General features: G+C 52.4%; 12 protein-coding genes and 1 pseudogene. 6 read left to right on the top strand and 7 right to left on the bottom strand.

What is annotated here, in order from left to right:
- Positions 1-8 precede the first annotated feature (8 nt).
- From wecC to ACX80G_RS06845, 4 genes are all read left to right on the top strand, one after another.
- Positions 9-1,259 (top strand): UDP-N-acetyl-D-mannosamine dehydrogenase, encoded by a 1,251-nt coding sequence (gene wecC / locus ACX80G_RS06860; protein ID WP_459306695.1) that lies wholly within the window; start codon positions 9-11, stop codon positions 1,257-1,259.
- A gap of 42 nt (positions 1,260-1,301) precedes the next feature.
- Positions 1,302-5,741 carry a glycosyltransferase gene (locus tag ACX80G_RS06855; protein ID WP_459306693.1) on the top strand — a complete coding sequence of 1,480 codons (4,440 nt, stop codon included), beginning with the start codon at positions 1,302-1,304 and terminating at the stop codon, positions 5,739-5,741.
- A 238-nt stretch (positions 5,742-5,979) separates the two neighbouring features.
- Positions 5,980-6,645, top strand: coding sequence for a hypothetical protein (locus ACX80G_RS06850; RefSeq protein ID WP_459306691.1), 666 nt, complete (start codon positions 5,980-5,982; stop codon positions 6,643-6,645).
- Between the two features lie 16 nt (positions 6,646-6,661).
- Positions 6,662-8,014 carry a glycosyltransferase family protein gene (locus ACX80G_RS06845; RefSeq protein WP_459306689.1) on the top strand — a complete coding sequence of 451 codons (1,353 nt, stop codon included), beginning with the start codon at positions 6,662-6,664 and terminating at the stop codon, positions 8,012-8,014.
- 21 nt (positions 8,015-8,035) lie between these two features.
- Here the strand turns inward: ACX80G_RS06845 and ACX80G_RS06840 are convergent, their stop codons facing one another.
- The 5 genes and pseudogenes from ACX80G_RS06840 to ACX80G_RS06820 all read right to left on the bottom strand — a co-directional run bounded on the left by ACX80G_RS06840 (position 8,036) and on the right by ACX80G_RS06820 (position 16,721).
- Positions 8,036-10,714 carry a heparinase II/III domain-containing protein gene (locus tag ACX80G_RS06840; RefSeq protein WP_459306687.1) on the bottom strand — a complete coding sequence of 893 codons (2,679 nt, stop codon included), beginning with the start codon at positions 10,712-10,714 and terminating at the stop codon, positions 8,036-8,038.
- A 553-nt stretch (positions 10,715-11,267) separates the two neighbouring features.
- The gene (locus tag ACX80G_RS06835) at positions 11,268-12,605 is read right to left on the bottom strand and encodes a hypothetical protein (protein ID WP_459306686.1); all 1,338 of its coding nucleotides are present in this window, start codon (positions 12,603-12,605) and stop codon (positions 11,268-11,270) included.
- Positions 12,606-12,648: 43 nt separating this feature from the next.
- Positions 12,649-13,917 (bottom strand): glycosyltransferase family 25 protein, encoded by a 1,269-nt coding sequence (locus ACX80G_RS06830; RefSeq protein ID WP_459306685.1) that lies wholly within the window; start codon positions 13,915-13,917, stop codon positions 12,649-12,651.
- Between the two features lie 522 nt (positions 13,918-14,439).
- A pseudogene (locus tag ACX80G_RS06825) lies at positions 14,440-15,692 on the bottom strand (IS256 family transposase).
- 141 nt (positions 15,693-15,833) lie between these two features.
- Positions 15,834-16,721, bottom strand: a complete 888-nt coding sequence (locus ACX80G_RS06820) for an IS3 family transposase (RefSeq protein WP_459307023.1) — start codon at positions 16,719-16,721, stop codon at positions 15,834-15,836.
- An 815-nt stretch (positions 16,722-17,536) separates the two neighbouring features.
- Here ACX80G_RS06820 and ACX80G_RS06815 point away from each other — a divergent pair.
- Together ACX80G_RS06815 and ACX80G_RS06810 are read left to right on the top strand one after the other, a co-directional pair.
- Positions 17,537-18,409 (top strand): FkbM family methyltransferase, encoded by an 873-nt coding sequence (locus tag ACX80G_RS06815; protein WP_459306684.1) that lies wholly within the window; start codon positions 17,537-17,539, stop codon positions 18,407-18,409.
- A 65-nt stretch (positions 18,410-18,474) separates the two neighbouring features.
- Positions 18,475-20,481: a DUF6270 domain-containing protein gene (locus tag ACX80G_RS06810; protein WP_459306682.1), complete on the top strand. Its 2,007-nt coding sequence runs from the start codon at positions 18,475-18,477 to the stop codon at positions 20,479-20,481.
- 565 nt (positions 20,482-21,046) lie between these two features.
- On the opposite strand, the gene ACX80G_RS06805 is transcribed toward ACX80G_RS06810, so the two are convergent.
- Positions 21,047-25,510: a glycosyltransferase family protein gene (locus ACX80G_RS06805; protein ID WP_459306680.1), complete on the bottom strand. Its 4,464-nt coding sequence runs from the start codon at positions 25,508-25,510 to the stop codon at positions 21,047-21,049.
- A 4-nt stretch (positions 25,511-25,514) separates the two neighbouring features.
- Positions 25,515-26,111: a hypothetical protein gene (locus ACX80G_RS06800; RefSeq protein ID WP_459306679.1), complete on the bottom strand. Its 597-nt coding sequence runs from the start codon at positions 26,109-26,111 to the stop codon at positions 25,515-25,517.
- Between the last annotated feature and the right edge of the window lie 39 nt (positions 26,112-26,150).

The following is a 26,150-nucleotide window of genomic DNA, read 5'->3' as shown; positions in this document are numbered from 1 at the left end:
GGGACAAAATGAACAACATAAAAAAAGTCGCGGTCATCGGGCTCGGCTACATTGGCTTACCTACCGCAGCAATCCTCGCTACAAATGGACTTGAGGTTGTTGGCGTGGACATCAAGCAGGAGAACGTTGACGCAATCAACCGCGGCGAGGTGCCGTTTGTTGAACCGGACCTGAACATTCACGTAGCAGGTGCAGTAAGTGTCGGATCACTGACGGCGACAACCGTCACACCGCCCGCTGATGCCTTCATTCTCGCAGTGCCAACTCCCTTCAACGCCGATAAGACGGCTGATCTTAGTTATATCGAAGCTGCGGCACGGGGACTCGCGCCACAGTTGCAGGGTGGGGAGCTTATCATCCTAGAGTCCACTTCACCTCCGGGAACTACTCAACATCTGGCCGATTATCTCGTCGGTCTTCGGCCCGACCTCAGCCTTGATGGCGTCAATGGGAAGCCCATCCTGCACGTCGCCCATTGCCCAGAACGGGTACTTCCCGGCCGGGTCATGATCGAGTTGGTCACCAACGATCGAATCGTCGGCGGAATCACCGACGAGTCGACCGAACTTGCAAGGCAGCTCTACCACGTATTTTGCCAGGGTGACATCCACCTCACAGATGCGGCAACTGCTGAAATGGCTAAGCTGGTTGAGAATGCTTACCGCGACGTCAATATCGCCTTCGCTAACGAGCTCTCGGTCATAAGCGATAAAGTCGGCATCGATGTTTGGGAACTGATCGAGTTGGCCAACCACCACCCTCGTGTCAACATCCTGCAGCCCGGCCCAGGTGTGGGTGGGCACTGCATTGCCGTCGACCCTTGGTTCATTGTTTCGGCAGCACCCAACGAGTCGAAGTTGATCCGCCAGGCCCGCGAAACCAATGACGCTAAACCCGCTTGGGTTATCGATCAAGTGAAGCTTGCCTTAAAAGATGTTGGGAGCGATGCGAAGGTCGTTGCCTTGGGGCTTGCGTTCAAAGCAAACATAGACGATCTGCGCGAGTCTCCATCAGTCAGCATTGTGAAGCAGCTGAGCGCTGACCTACCGGGCCACACCATCCTTGTGGCTGAGCCGCATGTGTCAGAACTTCCCCCTATGCTGTCTCCCATTGCAAACGTTCAACTCATGGAGACGGAGCGGGCCATCAGCGAAGCAGATGTGGTTCTCCTTCTTGTTGACCATGACGAGTTTAGGGAGATGGACCGGTCGGCGCTAGAAGGTAAGTCGGTAGTGGATACCAGAGGGATTTGGCGGTGACAGTGAGGCCCACCGGCCGACGGGCGCCAACGGAGGAGTATTGTGCAGTTTGAAGACGAAGTTCGTACCCAACCCATAAGCGTCTCGGCTAAAAGGTCGGAATATTTGACCGATATCGATCGATTCATCACCGAGCACGAGAAGCTAATGTTGCGCAGACGCCGTGATGCCACCACTATTAGGTCCTTAGAGAGGGATCTGAAAGCGGCCAAATTTGGTAACAACAAAATACTACGTGAAACGAAAACTTTACGAGAAGAAAACACGAAGCTACGGGCTAACCTTTCCGCGCTCCGTCAATCGAAGCGGTTGAAAATCGGATCCGCAATTGTCACACCAGCGAATGCAATTGCTCGACTTTGGGCACGCCCGGCTCCGGAGCGGGCAAATCCAAAGCAGCTGGAACTTCGAAACAACACCCTTAGTGCAGCCACGCCAGCTAAGGTTCCGCTGGCTTCAGCTAACGAACCAGCCACTCTAACGGTTGGGCGCCCAGTGGGGCCAACGCTGACGCCGGTGGGACAGTCAGAACGCGCCGAGCAACTTCGCGATACGGTATCGAAGCAGCCATCCAAAGCAAATGTCTATAACCTGATCGCGCATCTCTATTTCGTTTCGGGTAATATCGCTGAACCAGCTAGGCTAATCGACGCTCACGCGGGTAACTTAACAGAACTAAGCGCTAAGCAACAGCAACTCGTCGACGCTGTGTTGGGGTTGGATCGGCTCATTAAACATCCGCCTAAGTTACCGCCGAAACAGGACACACCGGGCTATCAGGCGGAGAGGGGACGGATTCTCTACTGCGCACATAGCGTTTCACCCTACAATTCGAACGGCTATTCGACTCGAACTGCTGGCCTGATCAAGGGTTGGACTCAGGCCGGGGCCGACATCGTCATAGCTGCTCGGCCGGGATATCCGTGGGACATCAAAACCGACGTTGCACCGCGGTCGGCTTCGAGCTACAACGAAGTCCACGACGGAATCAACCACTTTTTTAGTCAAGGTCCCACCTGGACACAGGGTCCGCTTGACTACTATGTCCAGCAGGCCGCCGACAGCTATGTGCAAGTGGCTATGCGCAATCGCGTCGAGCGAATCCATGCAGCATCGAATCACGTGACTGCTCTACCTGCGCTGATCGCCGCGCGACGGCTCGGACTGCCCTTCAGCTATGAGGTTCGCGGACTGTGGGAGATTACTGAGTCCTCGACGAAGGCGGACTGGGATCAATCCGACCGATTCCAATTCGCAAAACAGATGGAAACCTTAGTGGCGATAGAAGCCGACCAGGTGTTCGCCATCACCGATCAGGTGCGGGACGAACTCGTTCGCCGAGGGGTCCAGTCCGAGAAAATTTTGGTCCTTCCAAATGCTGTTGATACTGACGAGTTCAGCGACATGCCGCCTCACGGTCCAACAATTAAGCGACTCGGCATCGACAAGAATGTTCCGGTGATCGGTTATGCCGGGAGCCTCGTCGATTACGAGGGCTTAGGTACGCTACTCGATGCATGTCATCAAATGTTGACGAAGGGCACCAAATTCAGGCTTGTAATAGTCGGAGACGGCTCCGCGTTGCCGACCTTGAAGTCCCGGGCAGCCGCCCTGGGTTTATCTGAATTTACGGTATTTGCGGGCCGGGTACCAGCCAGCGAGATTCCAGCCTTCATCAGTGTGTTCGACATTATGCCCTGCCCAAGGCTGCCTCTTCCGGTGACAGAGATGGTGTCACCCATCAAGCCTTTGGAGGCGATGGCGGCCGCTAAAGCTGTAGTGCTTTCTGACTTAGCCCCGTTGAGGGACCTGGCCGGCGGTAATGGTGAACGAGCAATCCTGTTTCCTGCCGGGGACGCAGTCCAGCTCGCCGCGGTTCTCGACAATCTGGTGAATGACGAGGGCCTCCGTCGGGATCTGGGCCGCCGAGCGCGATTGTGGACTGTGGGGGAAAGAACCTGGCGAACCATGGGCGAGTTCACTCAGAGGGCTCTGGCTGCTTCGGAACAATTGGCAACTCCCGCACCAGCTAGCAAATTGTCGGACCTGACGATCGGGATCATCGCTGATGAGTTTACGACCGCAGGATTGCGCCCCGACATCTCGCTCGTCGAGCTACTGCCCGATAGCTGGGAGAGCCAAATAACCAATTCCCGGCTGGACGCAGTGTTTGTCGAATCGGCATGGGATGGAAATGGGGGTGCGTGGCGTGGGAAGGTAGGCTATTACGATGAAGAATCATTCGCTGATCTTCGCGCCCTACTAAAACATTGTCGTGCCGAGTCGATTCCGACCATTTTTTGGAATAAGGAAGACCCGATACACTTCAACCGGTTCCAGGAGACCGCTAGGCATTTTGAACATGTTTTCACCAGCGACGACGGATCAATCCGACGCTACTTGAAGTCTGGTGGAGAATTTCTCAAGACGGTGGCCTCACTTCCTTTTTATGCACAACCAGCGCTTCATAACCCGCTCCCCAGCGCCAGGGATTACTCGCACACCGTTACCTATGCGGGCTCGTACTATGGCGCGCGGTACCAGAAAAGGTCGGATCAGCTCCACAGTTTGTTAGCGGCCGCCCTTCCTGCAGGACTGACCATCTATGACCGCCAGCATCTGAACGAAGAAAGTCCTTACAAGTTCCCACTTGATCTAGCCCCGCACGTCAGTGGCGGTTTGCCCTACGCAGACATGGTGGAAGCGTATAAGGCTCATCCGGTACACGTGAACGTGAACTCGGTAGAACAATCAGGAACTATGTTTTCCCGGCGGGTTTTTGAGGTGGCCGCCTGCGGTGGGGCCATCATTAGTGGGCCGGGTAAAGGAATTGATCGGGTTTTCGGAGGCATTATCCCGCTTGTATCGGATGAGCCTAGTGCCCAGGCGCTAATCACCTATTGGATGGAGAATGAGGAAGCCCGGAATGACGACGCGTGGTTGGCGATGCGTGCCGTCTTCCGAGCCCATACAGCGGCCTTTCGCATGACGTACGTGCTCAGAACGGCAGGCCTCAAAGTCCGTACGCCAACGCTTGAGAAGTATGCACTCCGAGTTGACGAAATTACTCCGGAAGTCGTTGCGGGGCTCAAAGCCCAAAGTGTCAGGCCTGCCTTACTGTTAACCGATTCCAAGTCTGTTTCGACTGGGTCGATCGACGGAATCGAGGTTCAGACCATGGGTCCGATCGATTCTCAGAACCTTTTGGCCGCTGGAATCACCCTCATTGGAGGTCATCTCTCCCGACCGGTCGACCGCACGTATTATGAAGACCTGCTGACCTCGAGGAAATATCTGGCATGGGATTCGGCACGTGTAGACCAGACCGACATTGGTAAGCCTGGCGGGGGACTGATCCGTGTTGAGGCTAACGAATTGGCTGACGAGGGTGACCTCGAGGCTTTGGTACCTAGCGGTACCGGAAAATCGATAGTCCTTAGTCGGAAAGTATCCGAATATGCACGGACGGGTGGGTTGCATTCTACCCAAACTGGGAGAAAGATTCTTGTCGCTGGACATGACCTGAAGTTCGCCAGGGGCATCATCGCGCATCTCAAGGCCGTCGGCCACACGGTAGAAATCGATCAGTGGCTGGGACATTCTCAACACGACGAAGAAACCAGCCGCTCCAAGCTGAAAGATGCAGACGTCATATTTTGTGAATGGACGCTGGGAAATGCGGTGTGGTTTGCCAAAAACAAGCGAGTTGGTCAAAGGCTGGTGTGCCGATTGCACCTTCAGGAGTTGAACACTCCATACCTTCGACAGTTGAATGCCAAGAGCGTTGATAAATTCATCTTTGTCGGTCGGCATATCGCGAAGGTCGCCGAGCGAGATTTCAACATTCCGGATTCTAAATCAGTAGTGATACCCAATTACGTGGACACGCAGGGCCTTGACCGAGACAAGCAGCATGGTGCCGAATGGAACCTCGGATTAGTAGGCATCGTTCCACAGCGAAAACGATTGGATTTAGCGCTCGATGTCCTACGTGGTTTGAGGACTGCTGACAAGCGATACCACCTGTTCATCAAGGGCAGACGTCCTGAAGACTTCCCATGGATGGCCGACCGCACTGACGAACTTGCATACTACCTAGACCAGTATGAGCGTATTGAAAACGATCCGCTGTTATCAGGTGCAGTTACTTTTGACGCTCAGGGCGATGATATGGCTGAGTGGTATAGCAAGATCGGGACGGTCTTATCGGTAAGTGACTTCGAGTCCTTCCATCTCACACTCGCCGATGGGGCAGCATCAGGGGCACTTCCAGTAACATTGGCCTGGGCTGGAGCAGACCAGATCTATCCAGCGTCGTGGGTATTTCCGACAGTGGAATCTATGACGGAACATATCGCATCGATGATATCTCGCAGCCCCGCGCGGGTAAGTGCCCTCAAGAATGCCACGCGATACACTCGAGATAATTTCAATCAATCGATGGTTCTACAGGTCTTAATGGAAACCATTCTGGAAGAGTGAAAATCATGAAGCATACTCAAATCCAGGACGTCGAGGGGTGGAAATGAAAGTTTTTTTCACTTTCAAGGACGCTGCAAGATACAGTCGACAAGGTGGATTCTATATTTCCTATAGAAACGTACTTTTCCCTTTTTGGTGGAACCTGACCGGCTCCCATGAATGGACTCTTTTCACGCCAGGCCGATTCGATCGAACGAAGCCTGTCCCGGCCTTTCAAAGATCTTCATATGCAGAATCCATGGACGAAAATGTTGTTTCGATGTTTGATCCGATGCTTTTCATGAATCGCGACATCAGTCTGGGATGGTACGTGGGGAACCGGTCTCACCATTATGCGGAGTGGCTTGCAATCCTGGTGGAAAAGATGGTGGCCCAAATGAACGTTGACGCATCGAAAATCGTCATTTACGCGTCGTCGGGTGGAGGTATACCTGCTATCAGAATTGGGACGCGAACGGCTGGCGTCAAGATTTACTGTTCGAATATTCAGGTCGATGTCAGATCATATTACAAGAAAACATTCAACAAAATGATTGAAGTGGCCTATCCAGGAATGGGGGAGGTCGAGGTGTCTGAAAAGTTTTCATCCAACCTAACGTGTATTGACTGGGATGGGGACTTTTCTCTTACTTACGCTCAAAATTTGAGCGATAATTTTCATTTTGAAAATCATTTTTTGCCATATAGGGAAGAATACAATAAGATGCCGGGACGCCGGAAGGTTCGATTCCTGGTCTACCGGGATGAGGAGAGCGGTCACGGCGTACTCAGTAGAGGAGTTGAGTTGGAAATAATTAAATCGATGCATTCTGGTAGTGACGTCTCTGTGCTATTGCCTGCTGGACGTGTCGTGGTGAAATCTGAACCACTCAAAAAGCCGCTAAAAGATGTCGGCCACAGATGAAGCCACAGCATGACCTATGGCCGATGAGCGGCTGATCGCATTGGATTCGAAAGAGTTCGGCCAAAAATTGATGTACCGATGGCCGATGGACAGCTACACACAGCAGGCCTTCGACAACCATGCCAAAGAGCTTCGCACCCGGTTTGCCACGCGCGGATCGGCTGTGACCAAGGGCGCTCGAGTCGACTTTAGAAACTACATCGATTTCCTAAGGGTTTCTCAGGGACTCCCTGAGGCACTAGCGCGGCTGGAAGATCTCCGCGAGAGCGGATTGATGCCGGAACTATATGCGACAGCCGGCATGATTGCGGCCCGACGGGCGGGCGAATACGGTCAGGCGGCAGACTTCCTCGTCGCTGCGCATAATCGGTGGCGCGACCACTCAGGAATTTTTGTGTTCCTTATTGAGACCCTCATATCCGCAGACCGCGTTCCGCAGGCGGTTGATTTGCTAAGTGGAGTCAATCGATCCGACAACTACGTGCGTATCTCTCGGTCCGCGATTGGCCTTAAGCTCGGTGAGTTGGCGTCGGTTTGCGGGGCTTGGGAGGAGGTCATGCGATTTGCGGAGTCGATCGTGCCCGATCCCGAGGATTTTGCTGGTCAAATCATGAGCAAGAGGGCAGAAATGTCTTTGTCGTACAGCGGCCAGACAGCAGAACTACCTGCTTTTGTGCTGAACATGACGGAAGATAGCCGGAAGCTCAGCCTGTTGCTGGGGCTCTACCGTAAGTTCGACCTGGTTCCAGAACGACGAGAGGCAGTCGACGGACGCGCCCTCGACCCCTCTGGCCTACCCGACATCGCTGCACACCGAGGGCTGAGGATTGGCGGGGGTGCGCTCGGATGCGCTCTGGGGCACATTTCGATGTGGAAGGAATTTCTAGTGGGAGGGCAGAGCCATGGTTTGTTCCTTGAGGACGATGGTCTGCCTTTCGCCTGGCAAGACCTATCAGAAATTATTGCAAAGGCAGGATTCTTTGACGTTTTGTATGTAAACGAGCGGATGTCAGGAACTAAGGCCGGGATTTTATCCACCGGGATCAGCGCACTTTGGGATACTTTGGGCACCAGGCCCGATTCGGTTCACGGTTGGGGAGCTGATGGCTACATGCTAAGCAGAGAGGGAGCTGACCGCCTTCTGGACGCTGTATCTGCGGATAAAGTACTTGGCCACATTGACGGCCAAATCGCGGCTTACGGCATACCACAAGAGTCAATTGCAAGTAACCTAGCGCAGACTATTGGACTCTCGGTGCGTCAGACGAGCCGATATACGCCAACCCTGACGATTAAGTGTCTAGATTTCCCCCTGGTAGCAAGCATGGACTTCGGAGATTCCACGATCGGACGGGTTGGCGGACACTAGCTGCGCGTGGGATCGAGATGTTCAGATGATATTGAGCCAGCGTGTCGTAAACGCCGTTGTTTGGCTGGGATCAGCGTCCATTCGAAAAACCCGCACCCGATACGTTCCCGGGGGAAGGTCATCAAAAACAACGACCTGACGGTTGGAATAGCTGCGGCGGCGGACAATCTCCGACCCTTTAAATAGCCGGTAGGAAAGTTGAACACCCAGTGGCGCATAGACCTTTATGCGAATGCTTCGGGCTTCATTGTTTTGGGTTAAGATGTACGGTAGAGCTTCTTCCGGCGATCCCGAGACCCACTGCTCAAGGTTCGCCTGAAGATAAAACCTGAACACCGACCCAATATCGGCATGTGACAGGTCAGCGAGCACAGTGACCTGTGGGAGAGTCAGCTGATTGGCAGACATTGCCTCCACGAGGGGTTGAACGTGACGAGGCAGATGGTGGTCATTGTCACCCACGAGGATCGAAACGCGAGTTGAAGGGCTGGCTTTCAGAGCATACTGATCTACAATCTTGTCCAGATAGGCAATATCGTCGGATGAGTCGCCTCCAGTCATGAACTTAAGGATGTTACGATGCGGCCCCGAAACGAAGGTTCCAATGCGCGTTTGAGGAGCCCCGGCAATAACCCGACCAGCCGGCAGCGCGAAGCCATGGATTAGAGCGGCGGTCCCACCTTTGGACGACCCGACTGTCGCAACATCGGCAAGTTCCATCCCTTGGTCGAGCACGATTTTTCTGATTAGAGCTTGGACAGCGTCGAATATTTTGGGGGAGCGGTGGTCAGAATGGTAGTAAGACCCCTGATCACCGAAATCATCCAAAATGTACAGTGCACTGATGTCGACCTCATCGACGGTCGCTTTGTAGTTGTAAGTAAAATCACCCGGGTGATGGATTGCTGTAAAAACCACTGCTAGACGCTTGCGTCCCGCAGCAGATTTCCCTGGAACGAATAAGTAATTCAGTGGTATCTCGCCACTGTCCTGAGACCATTCGGAGCCGGACTTACTAAGGCCACGATCTGTATAGCTGAAATCGGCAAGTCGGATCTTTGTATCTACTACTGCATTTCTTGCAGCAAAACTGATCACGACCACTTTCGAAGGCACTGCTTCCCCAAATGTTGGAAACCGCCATCCTAAAGGTTTTGGTCGATCTACGCCTTCCTGAATTGAAATCGAAGTCGCAACATCAGCCGCAAATGTAAGATCCATTCGTTTCTGATTATTGTGAAAAAGTTCAAATCCTTGTCCGTGCAACGTTACGGAAACGTCAGGGCTGAGGTTCCAAAGAAGCTGGTAATTATGTTCTGAATCACTGAATATGTGGTCAGTAAGATCAAATTTTGGAACACCATTTTCCTCGGTGACATCTACCATTCTCTGGTGGATTACATCATCGTAGCGGGCATTGGTGCCAATGACGGTGAATTCACTTGCTTGTTCGTCAATAGCACGAAGAGTGACCTTATCGGCTCTGTTATCGGTACGAGGAAGACTAGTTCCGTCTACAATGAGGGTGTTATGGGCAAACTGGGAATAGGCATATTTAGAAAAGGGGTCCTTATAGTCGTAGCTGTAGGGACCAGACTCACTGAGAAGGTCGACGCCAGAACTGCGAAGGAAAAAGCTTAGGTCATCGGAGTGCTTATGATAATCCGCGTTGTACGCTGCGGAGAAAAAGGCGAATGTCGCTAGCGGATCGCCCCATGCGCTGCGATATATGGCGTATCCAGAACGCGGAAAAATGACTGCTCTTTCGGTCGGGGCAGTGCCTAATTTTCCTTTTGTGCTGGCGAACGCAAACGCGGGGTTCGTGAAAACCTTTCGCATTGGGCCCCGCCCAATGTCCGTTTGCTTTGTGTCGCTGATTGGAGGGTAGGTCCCGTCCGGCATTAGTGCATGGGTGGCGTAGTGCTCGGCTCTACCGACGAGATCGGAGTAGTAAGCGGCATCCGTATGCCCGGAAATAGCTGCAATTTTCTGGATCGTCGCTACGTGTCGCGAAACCATTAAATGATAGGTGGGCGTGTTTTCTACGTGTACCCCTTCTGACGTAAAACAAAGACCGAAGTAGGCTCGTAAACGGACCATCGATTTTTCGAAGTAGTTCGTGCGTCTGGGGTCCTGGTGGCCGGCCGACATAATGCTCCAGTAAAGGATAGCCAAATCCTGGAACATTCCATGATTATTGCCCTCGGCGTAAAATTCATCGCTGGCCAACAGGTCAGCAGTCGCGCTAATTAGTGGGCGCAGGGGATCTGCTGCCTCGTTCGGAGACGAGCCCAGGAACGCCTGCTCAAGTGAAACCAGGTTTATGAGCCGCTGCGCGGTGGTTTCATCGTGGTAGGCCATCGCGGGGGCAGTTGAGCGTTCACCATGGAGAATTTCCCAGGTGGTAACAATTTTTAGGGCTGCGTCGACTGCCTCGAAAGCGGTGGACTCGTCGGCCAGGACCGTGTCGTACCAATCGACAAAAAACAAGAAGCCGTGTAAGTACCGTTGCTGGCTACGAGCGCCACGTACGCTCCAGACATCCCCGTCTCCGAAAGGGATGTCTGGGAAAACATTCGACGAAATGATCCGCGATGAGAGAAAGGCCGTAGCGCGCTCCCGCGCCGCATGTCCCAATACCGAGGGGAGTTGAGAGCCGACAATCGCACGGAGCGCAGCCTCTTGTTGTGTCGTGAACATTGATCCCCAGGGTTGATAGATGGTCCAGCGGGCATGCTGGGCCTGATTACAAGTCTAATTGTTCTGCCGTCTTTTCTGAATCAGGACCATCAATAGCAACGAAGTGATCCTATTGTCACCACCTGCCGCAACGCTCAGCGTCGCCTGGCTCCTGGCTAAGAGACCGGCAACCCCGGTTCAGAGAACGCGTGCAGATCGGCCCAACGAATCGAACCCTGTCTATTGGCGGAGGGCCGCTTTCCACATGTAATGAGACCGGATCTACATTGATCTTGCGGATTTGTGGTTCCTGCGCCGACCTTCGGCCTCGAAGCGAGCGATGACGGATTTGTCGCCCAGACCTCGTGCAGTTCCGATACCGCTACCTTCGGAGGACGGTGAGATTACAGTCAGCTTCCCAGCAACCTGACACGCGACCCGCGACCCGCCCCGAATCCTTGGCTCAAGATCCCTTGACAAGGGAGTGCTAACACCATTCGCCTTGCCATCAGGTCGGCTGCTCTGACTCGGCTGTGTTTCAGACGCTGTGGCATCAGAACCGTGTACGCCATACTTAGTCGCCTTCAGGGCACCCGAGATTGCTCTCGACCGAGGCGATTCGAGCACGAACAGCACAACTCGTCGGAGCGCTAATAGGATTGAAAGCTTTAAGCATACTTTCCCAATTTAAGGGATTTTTTATGATTATCGACAGGATCGCAGACACAAGATTTCGGGGCGGTGAGACGTGCCCGGAGCCCCAATGATCCATAATGAGATGAATGGAACTATTTTCGGGGAAGGCCTCGCAGAAAGGAATTAGGTGCTTGTCAACGTGATCATCTGATATGTTTTGGAGGTAAACAATAGTAAATATTTTCTTAGACATCGGAAGCTTTCGAAGGTCGGATACAATTCTGGTTTCGAGAGCTTCTGAGATATTTCGAGAAGTTTGCGCGTTCCAGCAAATTTTAGCAAATGACTCCACAATTCGAGGTATATAGTTTGCGATTATAGTTTGAGGGTTGGCGATTATAGCAATGGAGGCGTTGAAGAACTGTGCGTAGTATGCCGCGGCGAACCCACCGCCCGACGCGCCGAATAGGAGGGTTCGTACTCCGCCGGCGTCCGCGACGAACTTCTGCAGGATTGCCGGAAGCTCATTTTGCAACGGAAACGTTGCGGACCCTGCGTACCACGCCAGCATAAGAGAGTCATCGAGGTGGAGGCTTGCGTCAAACACAAATATTCCATTTGTTTCGAGTTCATCAAACAACGGGCCGGCCATGAACCGCGGGATTTCTTGGGTATTGGTATTTAGTGCTGCATTAAAAACCAGTGATGTGACCGCCGACCTTTTGGGAGTGTACATAATTTCCAACGGCAGTCCATTCGATCTAATGACATGCAGTCCGGGCTCAAGTAATTTTGCTGAAAAAAAACTTCCTGTTGTTGGATACTCGAATATTTCGCAGTCAAAGCGGTCTAAATTTCGAAACGACTTAAAGGGCGAAGACGTCCCCTGAATGGGCTCCCGCGCGTCCTCCTGCTTCAGGAGAACTTTTCCTACGAAAACATTTTCAGCGGACCGAGACCAGGGAACTAAGACGACTCGGAGGCAAATTGTGTCGCTAGGCAAGGTGATGGATAACTGCGCCGTGTGGTGGCCAGCCTTTGTCTCTAGGTAACAAAAGTATCCTGCGCGCGGATTTGTTGACCGCATAAGGCCAGTGCCATCGACCGATCGTAACGGCTTCGTCAGCTCAAATCTGAGCAGGACCGAACGGTCGATCGCTTCCGGAGGTGAGTCTAATTCAACGGTGCAATGCAATGTTCCCTGCATTCCGCCGGTTTCCAACTGAATTTCTTTGTGTAAATATTGTTCTAGTGTGTAGATTTTCTCCTCTGACAATGTGAGGGTCTCCTTCTGCTTCGACGAGTCTGGATGGAGACTCTCATTGATGACCTCCGGACGATACAATTGACGAGTATCCGAAATTGTAGGAAGCGACTAGTGGGAAACGCATGCATTTTATGCGCAGAGGTTCATGAAGTCGCATATTTTTGCGGCAATTCAATCCAACTCTCTGAGCCCTACTGATTGCCTTCGAAGTCGGGTCTATACCGTAAGACCCTATTTGCCCATCTATATGTCCCACAATTTTGTCCTCACTAATCATTTCAAGCAACCTCTGAGCAGCTTCTCTGCTTACAATGTAGCCGTCAGCGCCCCAACCTTGCATTCCTTCCGGGCGCGACTCAAGAGTGTCCCATAATTGACTGATCCCCGTCTCATACTCATTCCCCGCAGCACTAGACATTCGTTCGTTCACGTATAGGATATCGAAGGTCCCTGCCTCTTGAATTATATTATTGATATTTTGCCAACTGTAGGGCAACCCATCGTCTTCTAGGACCAGACCATGTTGTTCGGTGCCATCCGATATTCGTTCCCACGCGGCAATGTGGCTGAGAGCACACCCCACAGCCCCTGGACCGAGCAGTCGTCCGGACTTCGAAACGACGCTGTTATGCACGAACTTACTGATGTCTGTACCCCGGGTGGCTTCCACCCGGTTTAGTGACAGGCCCATCTTCTCGTACAAAGCGATTGCGAGGTCATACTTGCGGCTATCTTCTTTCAGATTCAGAATTGCGGTCGACACAACCGTATCCTGAGACTGGAAAATTTCAGCGCTGGCGATTCGTGCAACGAGAAGTTCCCGGCGTTTGATGTTGGCAGGATTCTCTTCTGTCGTACGGCCAAGGAACGTGCGGCAGGCATCCCACTCTCCACCTATCGCAGCAGTAGTGGCCAGGCGCAATGCTGGTTCGTCGGCTATCACCATTGACTTGTTTTCTTCAATAAGCCGAAGAGCGTCGGAAAAGTTGGTCAGCTGTCCTGTGGCTAGAATGTTTTCCAGAAGGGAATTCGCCACGTAGGGATCGTTGGGGTGTGCTCCCATCAAAGCCGTCGCCAATTCGACACCCAAAGAATAGTTATTGGTGTGACGGGAAATGTTCTGTATAGACAACGCCGCCAGGGCCGGCATCAATCCGTTCTCCACATAACTTTGAAGGCTGGCAACCGCCGAAGGTGTCCCCTCTAACAGAATCAGTTGGTCTAGATAGGCAAGGAAGTCTGATCTATTGGCATGGGCAGATTTCACCGATACCGATGAAAATTGGGTAATCAGTGAAGCGGGAATTTCAAGATCCGACACTCTGTTCCTCTGATCTAATGTACTGATGATCTGCCGCGACCTCCACGATCATGGCCTCGGCTAGTTACGTTTGGCCTTTATATTAGCGGTAAAATTTGGGGTTTGGCGGTTCGGGCCATTGGCGCCTGTCCAACAGGAAGGGGTACTCGTTGCCCGATTTTCGAGGGCCGTTGTAGCTGTCCAGGTTAGCTCGGCATCAGTGAATCACGAGGTGTCCCATGCGGCGTTACCCGTCGCGTCGTAGACGAAGTACGGCTAGTCGGAGAGGGCAAATGGGGGTAACTGTGGAAGATCAATTCGTCGTGTTGTGGCTAACGAGCGCAGGGTCTGTTAACTCGGTCGCGAACGTAACTCGGTCGCGAACGGGCCCTGTCGGTGGTTCCTTCACTGAAGACATCTGTTAGGCGGGCATAAGACAAGGTGACCGAACCAGGCCGACTGGGGTCAATGAATTCGGTCTCGAGAGGTTACGTCCCGCTGGGTGGTGGGGTTTCCTCGACACCGTGCGGTCAGTACTTTTGATTACGCTGCAGTGAGCTCGGGAAGCAAACCTGTCTCCTCGACCGGCGTGGTGGCGGGTGTGTTCATGGTGGTGAGTTCGGCCATGGAGGCCTCGGAGAGGTAGCGGCGGTCGCCGGCTTCCCATTCGTCGTGCTGTTCGACGAGGACCGCTTCGGCGAGCCGTAGACGCGCCGCGGGGTTGGGGAGAACACCGACGACGTCGATGCGTCGTTTGATCTCTTTGTTGACGTTCCATCGGGTTTGTGGACCAGGTTTGACGCCAGTGTCGGGTAGGGAATCCGGCGGACGCGAGCACGTCGTCCCGGGTGTCGTTGACCGTCGCGGCGACCTCGGGATGAGATTTGGTGAGCATCCGGGTGACTTCGTCGAATTGGGTGTTCACCTGCGCGGTGTCGGGTTGGGAGAAAGCGGTTCGGACGATCGAGGCGACCATTTCCTGGGAGCCCTTCGGCACGGTGGAGAGCACGTTGCGCATGAAGTGCACCTGGCAGCGCTGCCACGCGGCGCCCTCAAAATCGGAGCCGATGGCTTTCTTAAGCCCGCTGTGGGCATCGGAGATGGCGAGCTTGACCCCGCCCAGGCCACGAGCCTTCAGGGACCGCAGGAACGCCGTCCAGAAGCCCTCGTTTTCGCTGTCGCCGACGTCGAAGTCGGGGACTTCGCGCCGCCCGCCGGCGGGGACCCCGAAAGCGACCACGATGGCCTGGAACACCACCCGGTGCCCGACCCAGGCCTTGCAGTAGGTGGCGTCGAGGAACACATACGGGTATGGAAGCGCCAAGAGGTCCCGGTCCCGGAACGCACCGACTTCATGATCGAGGTCCTCGCAGATCCTGGACACCTCGGACTTCGAAATTCCGGTATCCGCGCCGAGGGCCTTGACCAGGTCATCGACCTTGCGGGTGGAAACACCGTGCAGGTAGGGCTTCCATCACGTCCGCGTAAAGGACCTAATCGACCCGGCGGCGCTCCAGCAGCGCGGGAAAGAACGAACCCGCCCGCAGCTTTGAGATCTTCAGATTCAGGCCCCCCGCGGTGGTTGTCAACGTCCGGGCCCGAGACCCGTTTCGCTGAGTCGTGCGCGTCTCGGAGCGTTCGAACGGGCTGGCACCGATGAACGCGGTAGCCTCCGCTTTGATCACCTGCTGATACAGGGCCTCGGTTGCGGTCCGAATCCGATCCGGCACGTCGGTGAGCTTCAATTGTCCAAGCAGGTCAAGCAGGTCAAGCAGGTCAGACTGGTCTAGAGCCATCGCGTGTTTTGTGTCTTCCTGTGAGTGACTTTGATCGGTACTGACCAACAATCGCGCGATGGCTCACCACGTCGCGTACGCAACGCTCAACAGCAGAAAACTACACTGGTTGGGTCCCCGTGTAGGTGATAGGGGTCCCGTCTATTCCACCGGTTTTATGTGAAAAGGAGCGGATTGTGGATGTCGTTCCAGAGTACTTCGTAGGGCATCTGGGCTCATATAGCCGGTGTAGCTGTGCCGGCGTTTACCGTTGTAGAAATCGATCCAGCCGTTCATGGCGGTCACTAATTCGATGACGGTCTGCCAGTTCCGTTTCCGGTCCAGCAACTCGGTCTGCATGCGTGCCCAGAAAGTTTCCATGGCGGCATTGTCGTAGCAATCTCCCACGCTCCCGAGTGAAGCGGTGAGTTCGAACTGGCGCAGGTTTTCGCTGAATCCCCAGGAGGTGAAGTTCGTGCCGTGATCCGAATGCATGATCGTGGCTCCGGCGCGTTCACGACTGTGGTGGGCCTGACTGACTGCCCGGCTTACCAGCGCTGTGTCATTAATCGTTGAGAACGAACGGCCCACAGCTGTCCGGGCGAAGCAATCGAGTACGACGCAGCAATAGACCGTTCCTTCCCGGCTCGGATGCTCGGTGACGTCTGTGAGCCACAGCCTGTTTGGTCCATCGGAGGTGAAGACCCTCTTGACCAGATCCGCATCGGTTCGTTTATCTGCCAGCGGGTTACGAAAGGCCCTGACGCGCGGAACCCCGGTAATACGTTGCTCGCGCATGAGAGCTTTGATGAGTTTGCGGTTGACGATCATTTCGTACTCATCGAGCAGTTCGGCACGGATTCGGCGCCACCCGTAGGTCCCGCCGGACTGCCCATGGATCATCACGACATGGTCGGCCACGATGCGTCGTCTGATGACCCGAATCGAGAGCTCACAGCGAAGGTGTTTTATGTAGGTCGAACGGTTCAAGGCGATGGTGCGGCAGGCACGTCGGGCTGAGAAGCCCTGGGCGACGAGCCCGTCGACAATCGCGAACTTCCTTTTGGGGGCACCACCACTTGCTCGTCGTAGAGGGCGCTGGCGGCCTTCACGATGGCCAGTTCGTCCTCAAGCTGCCGGATCCTTTTCGCGGCCGACTGCAGATCCGGGATCTGCGTGCTAGGCGTTCCCGCAGCCAGGCCCGCATCAACCAGAGCCTGGTGCTTCCATCGGTACAACGTTCCCAAACAGATCCCAGATTCGGCATGAACGGCCAGGACTGCCTCCCCTTGCCGCATGCGCTCACTGAGTCCCCGGCGGACGGACGAAGGATAGTGAAAAGGCATTTCATGACCTCCTAGAAGTCACTATGCACCTTTCACATAAAGCCGGTCTGCCAAGAGGGGCCTGGAACAACTGGACTCCTACCCGGGGACCCAACCAACAACACTCCACCTGCCGTAACCTTTCGAGAATCGGTTGCAAAGAAACACTGGACCCAGGATGAGGCGGTGTCTCAGGATCGGGGATTCCATCCGAATGGTGCGACGGTCAGGCCTGCCCCGTTTGCTTTGCAGGTGAGCCCGCCTTCTTGACTCGCCTCGGGGTGGCGACGGCTGTCGAAGCAAGCTTTGCGCAACCTTGGAAAAGAAGAAATTTCTCCTCTTACGGTATGGACCGGCATCCTACAAAAGACAAGGGCCACTAGACTCAGCGTGTAGGGTGTTCGCACATGCAAGCGTTTCCTTCGAATCGCGTGCGGCACATATCTCTGTGAGTCGCCACCGGATAAGTTTGGTTGGGTGTGTGCCTAGATCTCGTGTTGACGTGGTCGGCTAACGAAACCCTGAGAGGTAGCAGTATTCATGGATGCGGTAACAGTAGAGGGCGCCGATCGTCAATCGGGAGACAAGTCCCAGCTTGCAGCCCGGGTAATCCACGAGATGCGCGAGGTAGTGCTAGAGGTGCCTTCGATTACCGATCACATAGGTGCCGCACTTTTATCGAACAATTCGTTTTACGAATTAGACTTTCTAAGACAATTAAAAGCGATCCTTCGACCCGGGTCTCTCGTGATTGACGTAGGTGCCAATATCGGAAATCATTCGCTCTTTTTTGCTATCGAGTGTGCATGTCGTGTGATTGCGTACGAACCAGTTTCGAGCACGGCGGATATTCTCAATAGAAACATTGACCTGAACTTCTCTTACGGTCTAATCGAGCCACGTCGCATCGCATTGGGAGCGGCGGCGGGCAGCGCACGACTGAAACGTCTTCCCGAAAATAATGTCGGGGGCGCCCAACTGGTGTCGGACGGCTTCGGGTCGATACCGCTCTCATCGCTTGATCAGGAGTATTTCGATATGCCCGTAAGCCTAATTAAAATAGATGCGGAAGGCATGGATTTCGAGGTCCTAAGCGGCGGAATGGACCTAATAGAGAGAGATCGACCCCTTTTAAGTTTCGAAGCTGCAACTGGAACTGAGCGGGAGGCATTGCGTGAAATGATGCTATCTATAGGATACGCGGGGCTGGGTGTTTTTAATGCGACGCCGACCTACCTGTACGCGCCTGCCGCTTCGACGGAGGAGATTTGCCGGTTCCTACAAAAACAGGGGGAGTTGGAAATATTGAAACGAGAAGACGTCAATCTTATGAGAGCCGATATTGACCGAAACCTTAGGTACACTAATCGCTTGGTGAATAACCACATCGCTAATGAGCATCGAGCCTTATAAAAAGACTAAAACGCCGAAATTCCGGCCACCCCACATTACCATGACCCTGGGTTGGAAACAGACACATGACGAGTTCAATTTTCGAAGAATGCGACCATTCTGCGTGGAAAACATCCATTCATGATTGGGACGATTTACCCAGCTTTTTGTCTGCTGATAACTGGGCCGATGGAATCCATTCAATAGTTTTTACAGATGCACCGCATCTTGATCTGCTAGTACAAGGACTTTCAAGAATAGATCGCGATGGGCTCGCGATACCAGTATTTTTTAATGGTGCGGTGACATCAAGGGAAACAAGCAATCCTCCTTTTTTCTCGGGCATTAAAATTGCAGCCAAGGGTAGAATGCCATTCGTTACTATCTCCGATCCTTCGCTTAACCTCGATCGTTCCTTGGGACTTGCATGGTATGCGGGGAGTCGCCACACGCGGACGCAAGAAGTCATAGAGCAGGTTCTGTTGCGTCTTCACGATATGACCGGTTTAGAACTACTTCTAGTAGGCGGATCTGGAGGCGGTTTCGCCGCTTTGTACTTCGCTCACAAATTGGGTTCGAAAGCATCCGCCTTTGTATGGAATCCGCAAACTAATGTACTGGAGTATAACCAGAAATTTGTGAAGAATTATCTGAAATGGGCTATGCCTGGTTCTCAAGAGATTGACTTTGAGGCGCCAAATTGGAAGGCAGCAGCATCAAGTTATTTTGGACGTAATGGCATAGAACTAGACGTCTGTGGCGAGCCGACCAGCACGCGGCCTCGTCGCCTACTTTATCTCCAGAATTCAGATGACTGGCATGTCCAATCCCATATGAAGCCCTATTTGGAACGATCGAGTTTCTCTTTCGATCAGCCCGGGCGCTATGGCGAAACTGATTACCGTCAAGTGTTGGTAGCGCAATTTGGTTCTGGCCATTCGCCTCCTGAACCGGATGTTGTATCCCTGATAGTTGAATTGCTAAGAGATCCGACGGTGACAGCAAGGTCGGTTGTTGATTCAGTTCTCAAATCCAAGATTTTGGGACCGCAAAAACGGGAAATCTTGCCAAGGGATTTGCGAGAAATTGCGCACCGAATTGAAGAATGTGTCAGCTTCGCTGTCATGCAGGATGGTCACAATTTCTCCTTGGAGGTCAACTTGGGGATTGTTCCCATTGGATACGGAGGGCTGAATTTCGAATTTTTTGCCGTGTGCGACGGTGATAAGAAGAGGTTGCGAATGGCTGAAACGACACCGACGTTTCAGTACGCAAGCGTAGAGCCAACGGCGCGAACTAATAGATTCTGTGCGATGGTCCGTGATGGGTTTGGTAACCATCTGCTGACTATAGAGTCATCAGTCAGCGCTGCCGGTCCTACTCGGCTGGTACTGCTTGGTAGCAGCGCAACCCAAGAGTCGGTTGCAGGATCTGATGAAATAGACGTTATTGAATATATTACTAGAAGTTCATTAGCTAGTATGTTTCAGAAACCCTTACCTTCGATCATGGAGATGGTCCAGGATAAATCCCGAACGCATCCTGCTAACCAGTTTCAAGAAAAAATTCTGCGAAATGACATAACGAAGACTATTCCTGAACTACTCAAATCAACAGACTTCGACATGCTATTAGTGGATCTAATAGATGAGAGGATCGCCCTGCTGGACATTGATGGTTCCTATATTACCAATAGTCCGGAATTTCGCTCGATTGGTCTTGATCTTAATGGAATTAGCGAAATCGAACCCGGTAGCAAAGTCCACCTCGATCTTTTTAGGACCGGGATCGAGTCGCTAGTTGAGCTTGTCGGCGAGCGACGCATCGTTGTCAACAGGCTTTTCTGGGCTAAACGCGACTCTTCCGGCCAACACTTTCCGAATCAACGGCAGATTGACCAAAGTAATATTATTCTTTCGAAATTGTATAGCATGTTCGATAAATTTGAAGGAGTGCAATATATAGATTATCCTGATGGTCTGCTTGTCGGTGAAGAGAAGCATAAGTGGGGAGCGACTCCGTACAGGTATGGCTCGGATGTGCACGCACATTTGCTGGCTTCGATCCCGCCGTTATTGTCCAGGAGGAAATAGAAGATCAGCGGTTTTAGGGCAACCCGAAGATACTGTTGTGGCAGCGGGCTCTTCGCTGCTCTTTTGATATTCTTGATAAGGTATTGTCGGTGTCGATCTCCGTGGTGGTACCCGGTGACGGCGACAACTTCGATCTCGTTCCGCCACCGTTAGTCCGTACAGGATAATCTCTTAGGCCGACCTGGCCCGCGCTCGGCACGTCTACTTAGCACGTCGCTCGCCGCGGCAGCCTTGGCGAGGGAACCGGTGCCCAACAACGGTCAAAGTTAGTCCTTTACTTCCAGTCGTCTTGTAGCCCGGCGGCGGGATCGCTACTAGCTAAGGCCCTCTCGAGGCACGTCCGCCCCGGAGCGAAAGCCGTTTGGCGCTTTGCAGCAGTAGCTTTCGGTTCAGCCACATCGTGTCGGTGGTGCGCCTGCGTTGGTCCTTACCTTCCTAGTTGTTGAGCTCCCGTTGTCAGTCCCGTCACGGATCGATAGCTGAATGGTTTTCTGCGGTCCGGTTTGACCACAATATTGCCACCACCGCTTGGCGCCAAGCCTAAGAGGTATGATCATCGCCCTATTCAGGGTACGCGCCACGTCAGGGTTTGGACGCCGGCGACCGAAGGCAAGCTATTGAAGTCGTCCGCCGACTCCAGCAAGCCAACATCAAGAACCCCAAACCGCGCATGCGTATTCGGGCCTATTCTGACTAATGGTTCGCCTCGCTGGGGACTGGTGTGCGTTTCTGAGACTATATGGTGCCAGTGGCCAAACCGTGCCGCATGCAGAAGGTCCTCGTAGTGAGTTTCGGGTAGCGAACTATCGAACTCCGCAATCCACTTTGTGGTAACTACGCCACTTAGCGAATCGTAACCTGGGACTACGACCGTTTCGATACCGTTACGCGATGCCTTCATGATCGCCTCAGTGTCAGCTTTCAAAGCGTACACGGTTGTCGGTCTCCAGGTTTGGAGAATTATGCTGCTGATAATGTCCAAATTGAGATTTGGGGTAACAATAGAATAGTTTTGTAAGGAGGGTGCCTTAATCGGGAGTCCCGCGGTACGCATCATAAGCGTTAACGCATGCTCGGCGAGGTGAGCGCGGGTGACCGCACGTAACTGCTTCCAGACAGCTGCTAGACGGGCTTGTTCGTCGTTCATCCATTGCCCGAGCAACTCAGTCCACTTTTCGGTGGAATCGGTAGCGATGATACCTGGAATTTGCTCGTTTATTCCTCGACCTTTTCCACTGAGAACTAGGCCTCCACTGGCTGCAACCTCCACAATACGTCTGGAAAACATGGTGGGCGAGTCGGATGCCGAATTGACGTTAATACTTACAGGATGGGCTTTGTAAACTTTTAGAACTTCATCATAAGGCACGCCTGGCTTGACGTAAGCGGACAAACCATCCGGAAAACGGTAGGGTGAATTAGGAACATTAACCTGACGATCATAAATTGTTAGCCCAAACGGCTTGGCCGCCTCGAAAATTCGATCAAGTTCTTCTGATCGGTCTGCAAACCTAGGCCCATAATAGGTCCCCGCGTAGGAAACTGTGTGTTCGTAGGCTCTTTCGGAAGGGAGAGGGTTATGCAGAAGTGGTTCTGCATAAAACGAAATCGAAGACGCCGTTAGGGTCTTGGAATCTTCTTGAGCGAGATAGTTGCCGACCATATCTCCATCAGTCGTAAAAACATGTGCGATATTCGCAGCGGTATGGGAAAAAGCTTTAAAGTGAACCGGATCCTCTTTATTCCAAAATATCACGGGAATATTTCGCATTTGAGCGACTGCCAGTATTTTTTCTAAGTCATGATCATGACCCGCGTAGTACGCCACCCCGCGACGCCACTCATTATTCGGACCCTCCCAGGCAGACTCTACGAATATGACGTCCAGATTGCCAATGGCTACCTCAACATATCCACTGGCCCGGGACAGTGGCACAGTGTTGAAAGATTGTGAGACCGTGCGTGCCGTAAATTCGTCTGCAATTAGGCCGACCCGGAGGTCACGCAATTCACGATCTGCTGTATCCTTCAGGTATTGAAGATGAGTGTCCGTCATTTTTTGAACCTGGGCAGGAAAGGCTGCTCCGTTCTCTATATGGTCTGAATTTTCTACCACGTACTTGTCAATGTACGTATCGCTGTGATCTGGGAAGCAGGGGGCTGCATCACATAGAAACGGGATCCCAAGTCTCCTAGCAGCGATAATTGCTGGTAAAGCAACCCAATAATCTCGTTGTGATCGTATATATTCCGGTCGATGAACCCTTGCCTCTCGCACGATCGCATCGGCGCTAGCGATAATAAGCTTGTCTATTCTAAGTGCTAATACGTTTTTGAGAGGCATCAGTGTATATTGGAGATTGCCAATAAAAGTAACGCTACGTGATGAAACTCCTAGGTCATATCCATTGCCCAAGAATGACGGGGCGGTTGTACTGATGAGACGAACGTTGGCATCTTCATTCTGGAGCTTTTCCGTCACCGTGGGACTCACCACGTAGAGGGAGACCCCGTGGGCGGCCAAGTAGGCAGCCCCCCTGGACCGGGAGGGTACCGACAATTCTCCGTCGACGATGGCCTTCCTCGCAATCCTCGAGTGGATGCCAATCGACAAATAGCTGGGCAAAGCGCCTACCAGATCGGAATGGGTCTCGAGTATCTCGTCGATCTGGGCTTCATCGCCGTCTCGGAGTAGGACTGTGAGCCATCGCCCCAGATGCGCCGGGGTTGGGCTCTTGGCAAACGAGTCCTCCAACTGCTGAGAGGTGATGGATACTGGTGGTCTAAAACTCTGGGAAGAAGGTACGGTCCCGAGTAACTGAAGCCATACCTTTCCAACTTCGCCCAAGTCATATTTACCTGCGCTTGAAGTGGCCCGTTCCGAGGCTTCACTATATGACTGAGAGTCGGCATTGACTTTTTGGATGTATTCAGCCGCACGCTCGGTTGAATCGTGGATCCAGTCTGCCTCGAATATTTCACCGGCTCCATCACGATTCCAGACAACGGGCACCGCACCCGATGCCATGCCCTCCACCGGAGCGAGATGGAAGGTCTCCCGCGTGCTGGGCGAGAGCACCCATCCGATTTTGCGAAACCATCTACCCATATCGGGAGCAAATGATTCGAAGGCAACCCGCCGGCGAAGATCAGGGTTGAGCGCTAGACGTTCATAAAACGCTTCGTACGCGTCGCGAACATAATCTTCCTTCCACATCCAGCCATAGTCCCACGGGACCCGGCCGCGCACATGTAAGGTGTATCGGTTGTCCTGCTGAAGTAGGTTTTCCAGCAGATCTAGAGCGCGATCGGGCCTTTTCAGAATCGGTACTATACCGGCGATGCCTAAATGGAAACGAGAATCTGTGAGTTTGGTCCGATTGAAGTCGGAAACATCCACCATGTTGGGAATTACCATTGTTTTTTCTATAGGCCAATTGAGTTTTTCAACAACCATTTGACGATAAAACTCAGAGACGAAAATGACCATATCAATGTTTCCAATGTTGATATCACGAATCCAGTCTGAGTGCAGTTCATAACCGTGAAACCTCACGATCAGGGATTGGCCTGGCTGTTTTGCCCAGGAGTATCGTACAGCATTATGGGAAGCAAATTCACAGAAAATTACGTCTGCCCATAGGTTTAGCCGTGCACTAACTGCCTCGTTGTGGATGTTTTGTTTTTCCCAGTGGTCAACTCTTAACAATATTTCTCGACGATTCGCCAAAAGCTCGAACAACTCACCGGCGAATTTAAAATCATGCCCAACAAAAAGTAGTTTTATGGATTCGCCATTTGTTGATTTAAGCGGGTGATTTGAGATCAATCGACCCAGTTCATTAGCTAATTGAACGGCTGCGTTAGCATTTTCCCCATTACTATTTTCATGAGCAGTCATGGCGTGGGGGAGTATTAGTGTTTTGGATGTAGCGGCGGGGAAATGGGACTCAAACGTGGATCGAGCTTCTTCATTCGGAAAAACTAACCTGCGACATTTTTCCACTATAGGCTCTATTGCCGATTTTGCCTGAGTCATTTCCTCTAAAGCCATATACCCGAATACCGGATACAGACGATCAAGCAAGGAGGTGTTTGCCAAAGCAAATGAAGTGGTGGATAGGTCAGTTAAAACGGCTGATGCGTCGAAAGTATCAGCTAGAACAGACAAGTGCCAGGCTGCATATCGCGGCAGTAAAAACCCATCTAAGTTTTGGTGACTTCTAACCGATGGATAAACAGCATGTAGGTTGCCACAATCTGCAATTGATCTCCTGAGATCTTCGTGCATGGTCGCCACGGGAAGGACCAAGATAACAAACTGATTTTCAGAGGCGATGCTACGGACGAATCGGATCAAACCTTCGGACGAGTCAGTCAACAGACGAAGGTCGACATCAGCATAGACCACTACTCGATGGTTTGCGGTCTCCATCATGATAAGTTGTTTAATTGTCATGTCGAACTGTCGATTTGATGAGACGTAGGCGGGGTTAGAAGAAAGCTCGTAAGAGGGTTCGACCAGAGCGATCTTCGACGATAAGCCGGGGAACCTGAGCTGCAATGCTTTTCTTGCTTCGGTATTATGAACTATTATCTGTCTCGCTACCGTCAAGGCTCTTTCAAAAGACGGTCTGACCTTTTTGGTCGATTTAGTGTGCAGTTCGACGTCCTGATTTGAGAGAATGCCCCACATGCGCTTGGAAACTTTATCGTTCCCAGAAAATGATATAGAAAGAGATAATCCTTGGGAGACTACGATTGGTTCTTCGAATTTTTCGGCTTCTAAGAAAACTTTCCAGGCTAATTCTTTAGCTCCCATAGTAGTGTTTTTTGTCTCCCAAAAAGCGACATTGGAAAACGTTTCGAGGATTTTATTTTGGGAGTCTCGATTGAAATGGCCTGGAGCCATTACTAGTACCGGCTGACCCGAAGTCGCGAGTATTCCTATGATTTGGGAGCCTACCCCGTCTAACATATCCGGTGAAACGGATTCGTCAGCGCAATAGATAAACTGCGTCTTTCCCATTGATTTATTCTCCGTCATATTCTTGCTTATGGCGCCCGAATTGTTGAGCCAGTTCGTATATTTTTCGTCTTCGAGGGCTCTCTGGGAGTACGTCAAAGAACTCTTCAGAAGGGAAAATCACTGTACCAATATTACGGATACTTTGTGTGTACGTTTGCTCTTCTTGCCCATTTTCTACAAAAACGACGGGTACGTTCTTTTTTCTACTCCAGGGAAGAATCCGCCTTAATTCATCGATCATTGTGCCCCCGGCGCTAGTTTCGCTTCCAAACCAAGGTCCATCAGCAAACGCGGATCGGTGAATTATTATCAGATTAGGCTGACCGGCGTCGATCGATTCCACCAGAGTCGATGGGAAAAGTGGCAGGACCAAATAGTAGGTTTGAAGTTCGTCGAGAAATAGATCGTGCACAATCGCAGCTACCCGCAACTTCGGATGAAATGTATTATGGCAGTGGTAATCTATGGCGAGCATATCTTTTAGCTTTAGGTCGCCTTGGTTTGGTGGAGGGGGGGTGGAAGATCGTCCCCTAGATGCGAGCAGTGATGTGATGGCACCAAGGTCGAGATCGGGGTCGATCGTTCGGTCGTTAGTTTTCATCTAGCCTTCCTTATCCCCGACACTAGAATTAGCCGGAAC

The sequence above is a fragment of the Arthrobacter glycogeni genome, assembly GCF_054510815.1.
This window is presented reverse-complemented; position numbering and strand designations above follow the sequence as displayed.

What these genes read in the sequence shown, in the direction of transcription:
- wecC (WP_459306695.1), top strand. Translation starts at nt 9, where the DNA reads ATGAACAACATAAAAAAAGTCGCGGTCATCGGGCTCGGCTACATTGGC.
- ACX80G_RS06850 (WP_459306691.1), top strand. Translation starts at nt 5,980, where the DNA reads ATGGACGAAAATGTTGTTTCGATGTTTGATCCGATGCTTTTCATGAAT.
- ACX80G_RS06845 (WP_459306689.1), top strand. Translation starts at nt 6,662, where the DNA reads ATGGCCGATGAGCGGCTGATCGCATTGGATTCGAAAGAGTTCGGCCAA.
- ACX80G_RS06840 (WP_459306687.1), bottom strand. Translation starts at nt 10,714, where the DNA reads ATGTTCACGACACAACAAGAGGCTGCGCTCCGTGCGATTGTCGGCTCT.
- ACX80G_RS06815 (WP_459306684.1), top strand. Translation starts at nt 17,537, where the DNA reads ATGGATGCGGTAACAGTAGAGGGCGCCGATCGTCAATCGGGAGACAAG.
- ACX80G_RS06810 (WP_459306682.1), top strand. Translation starts at nt 18,475, where the DNA reads ATGACGAGTTCAATTTTCGAAGAATGCGACCATTCTGCGTGGAAAACA.
- ACX80G_RS06805 (WP_459306680.1), bottom strand. Translation starts at nt 25,510, where the DNA reads ATGGGAAAGACGCAGTTTATCTATTGCGCTGACGAATCCGTTTCACCG.
- ACX80G_RS06800 (WP_459306679.1), bottom strand. Translation starts at nt 26,111, where the DNA reads ATGAAAACTAACGACCGAACGATCGACCCCGATCTCGACCTTGGTGCC.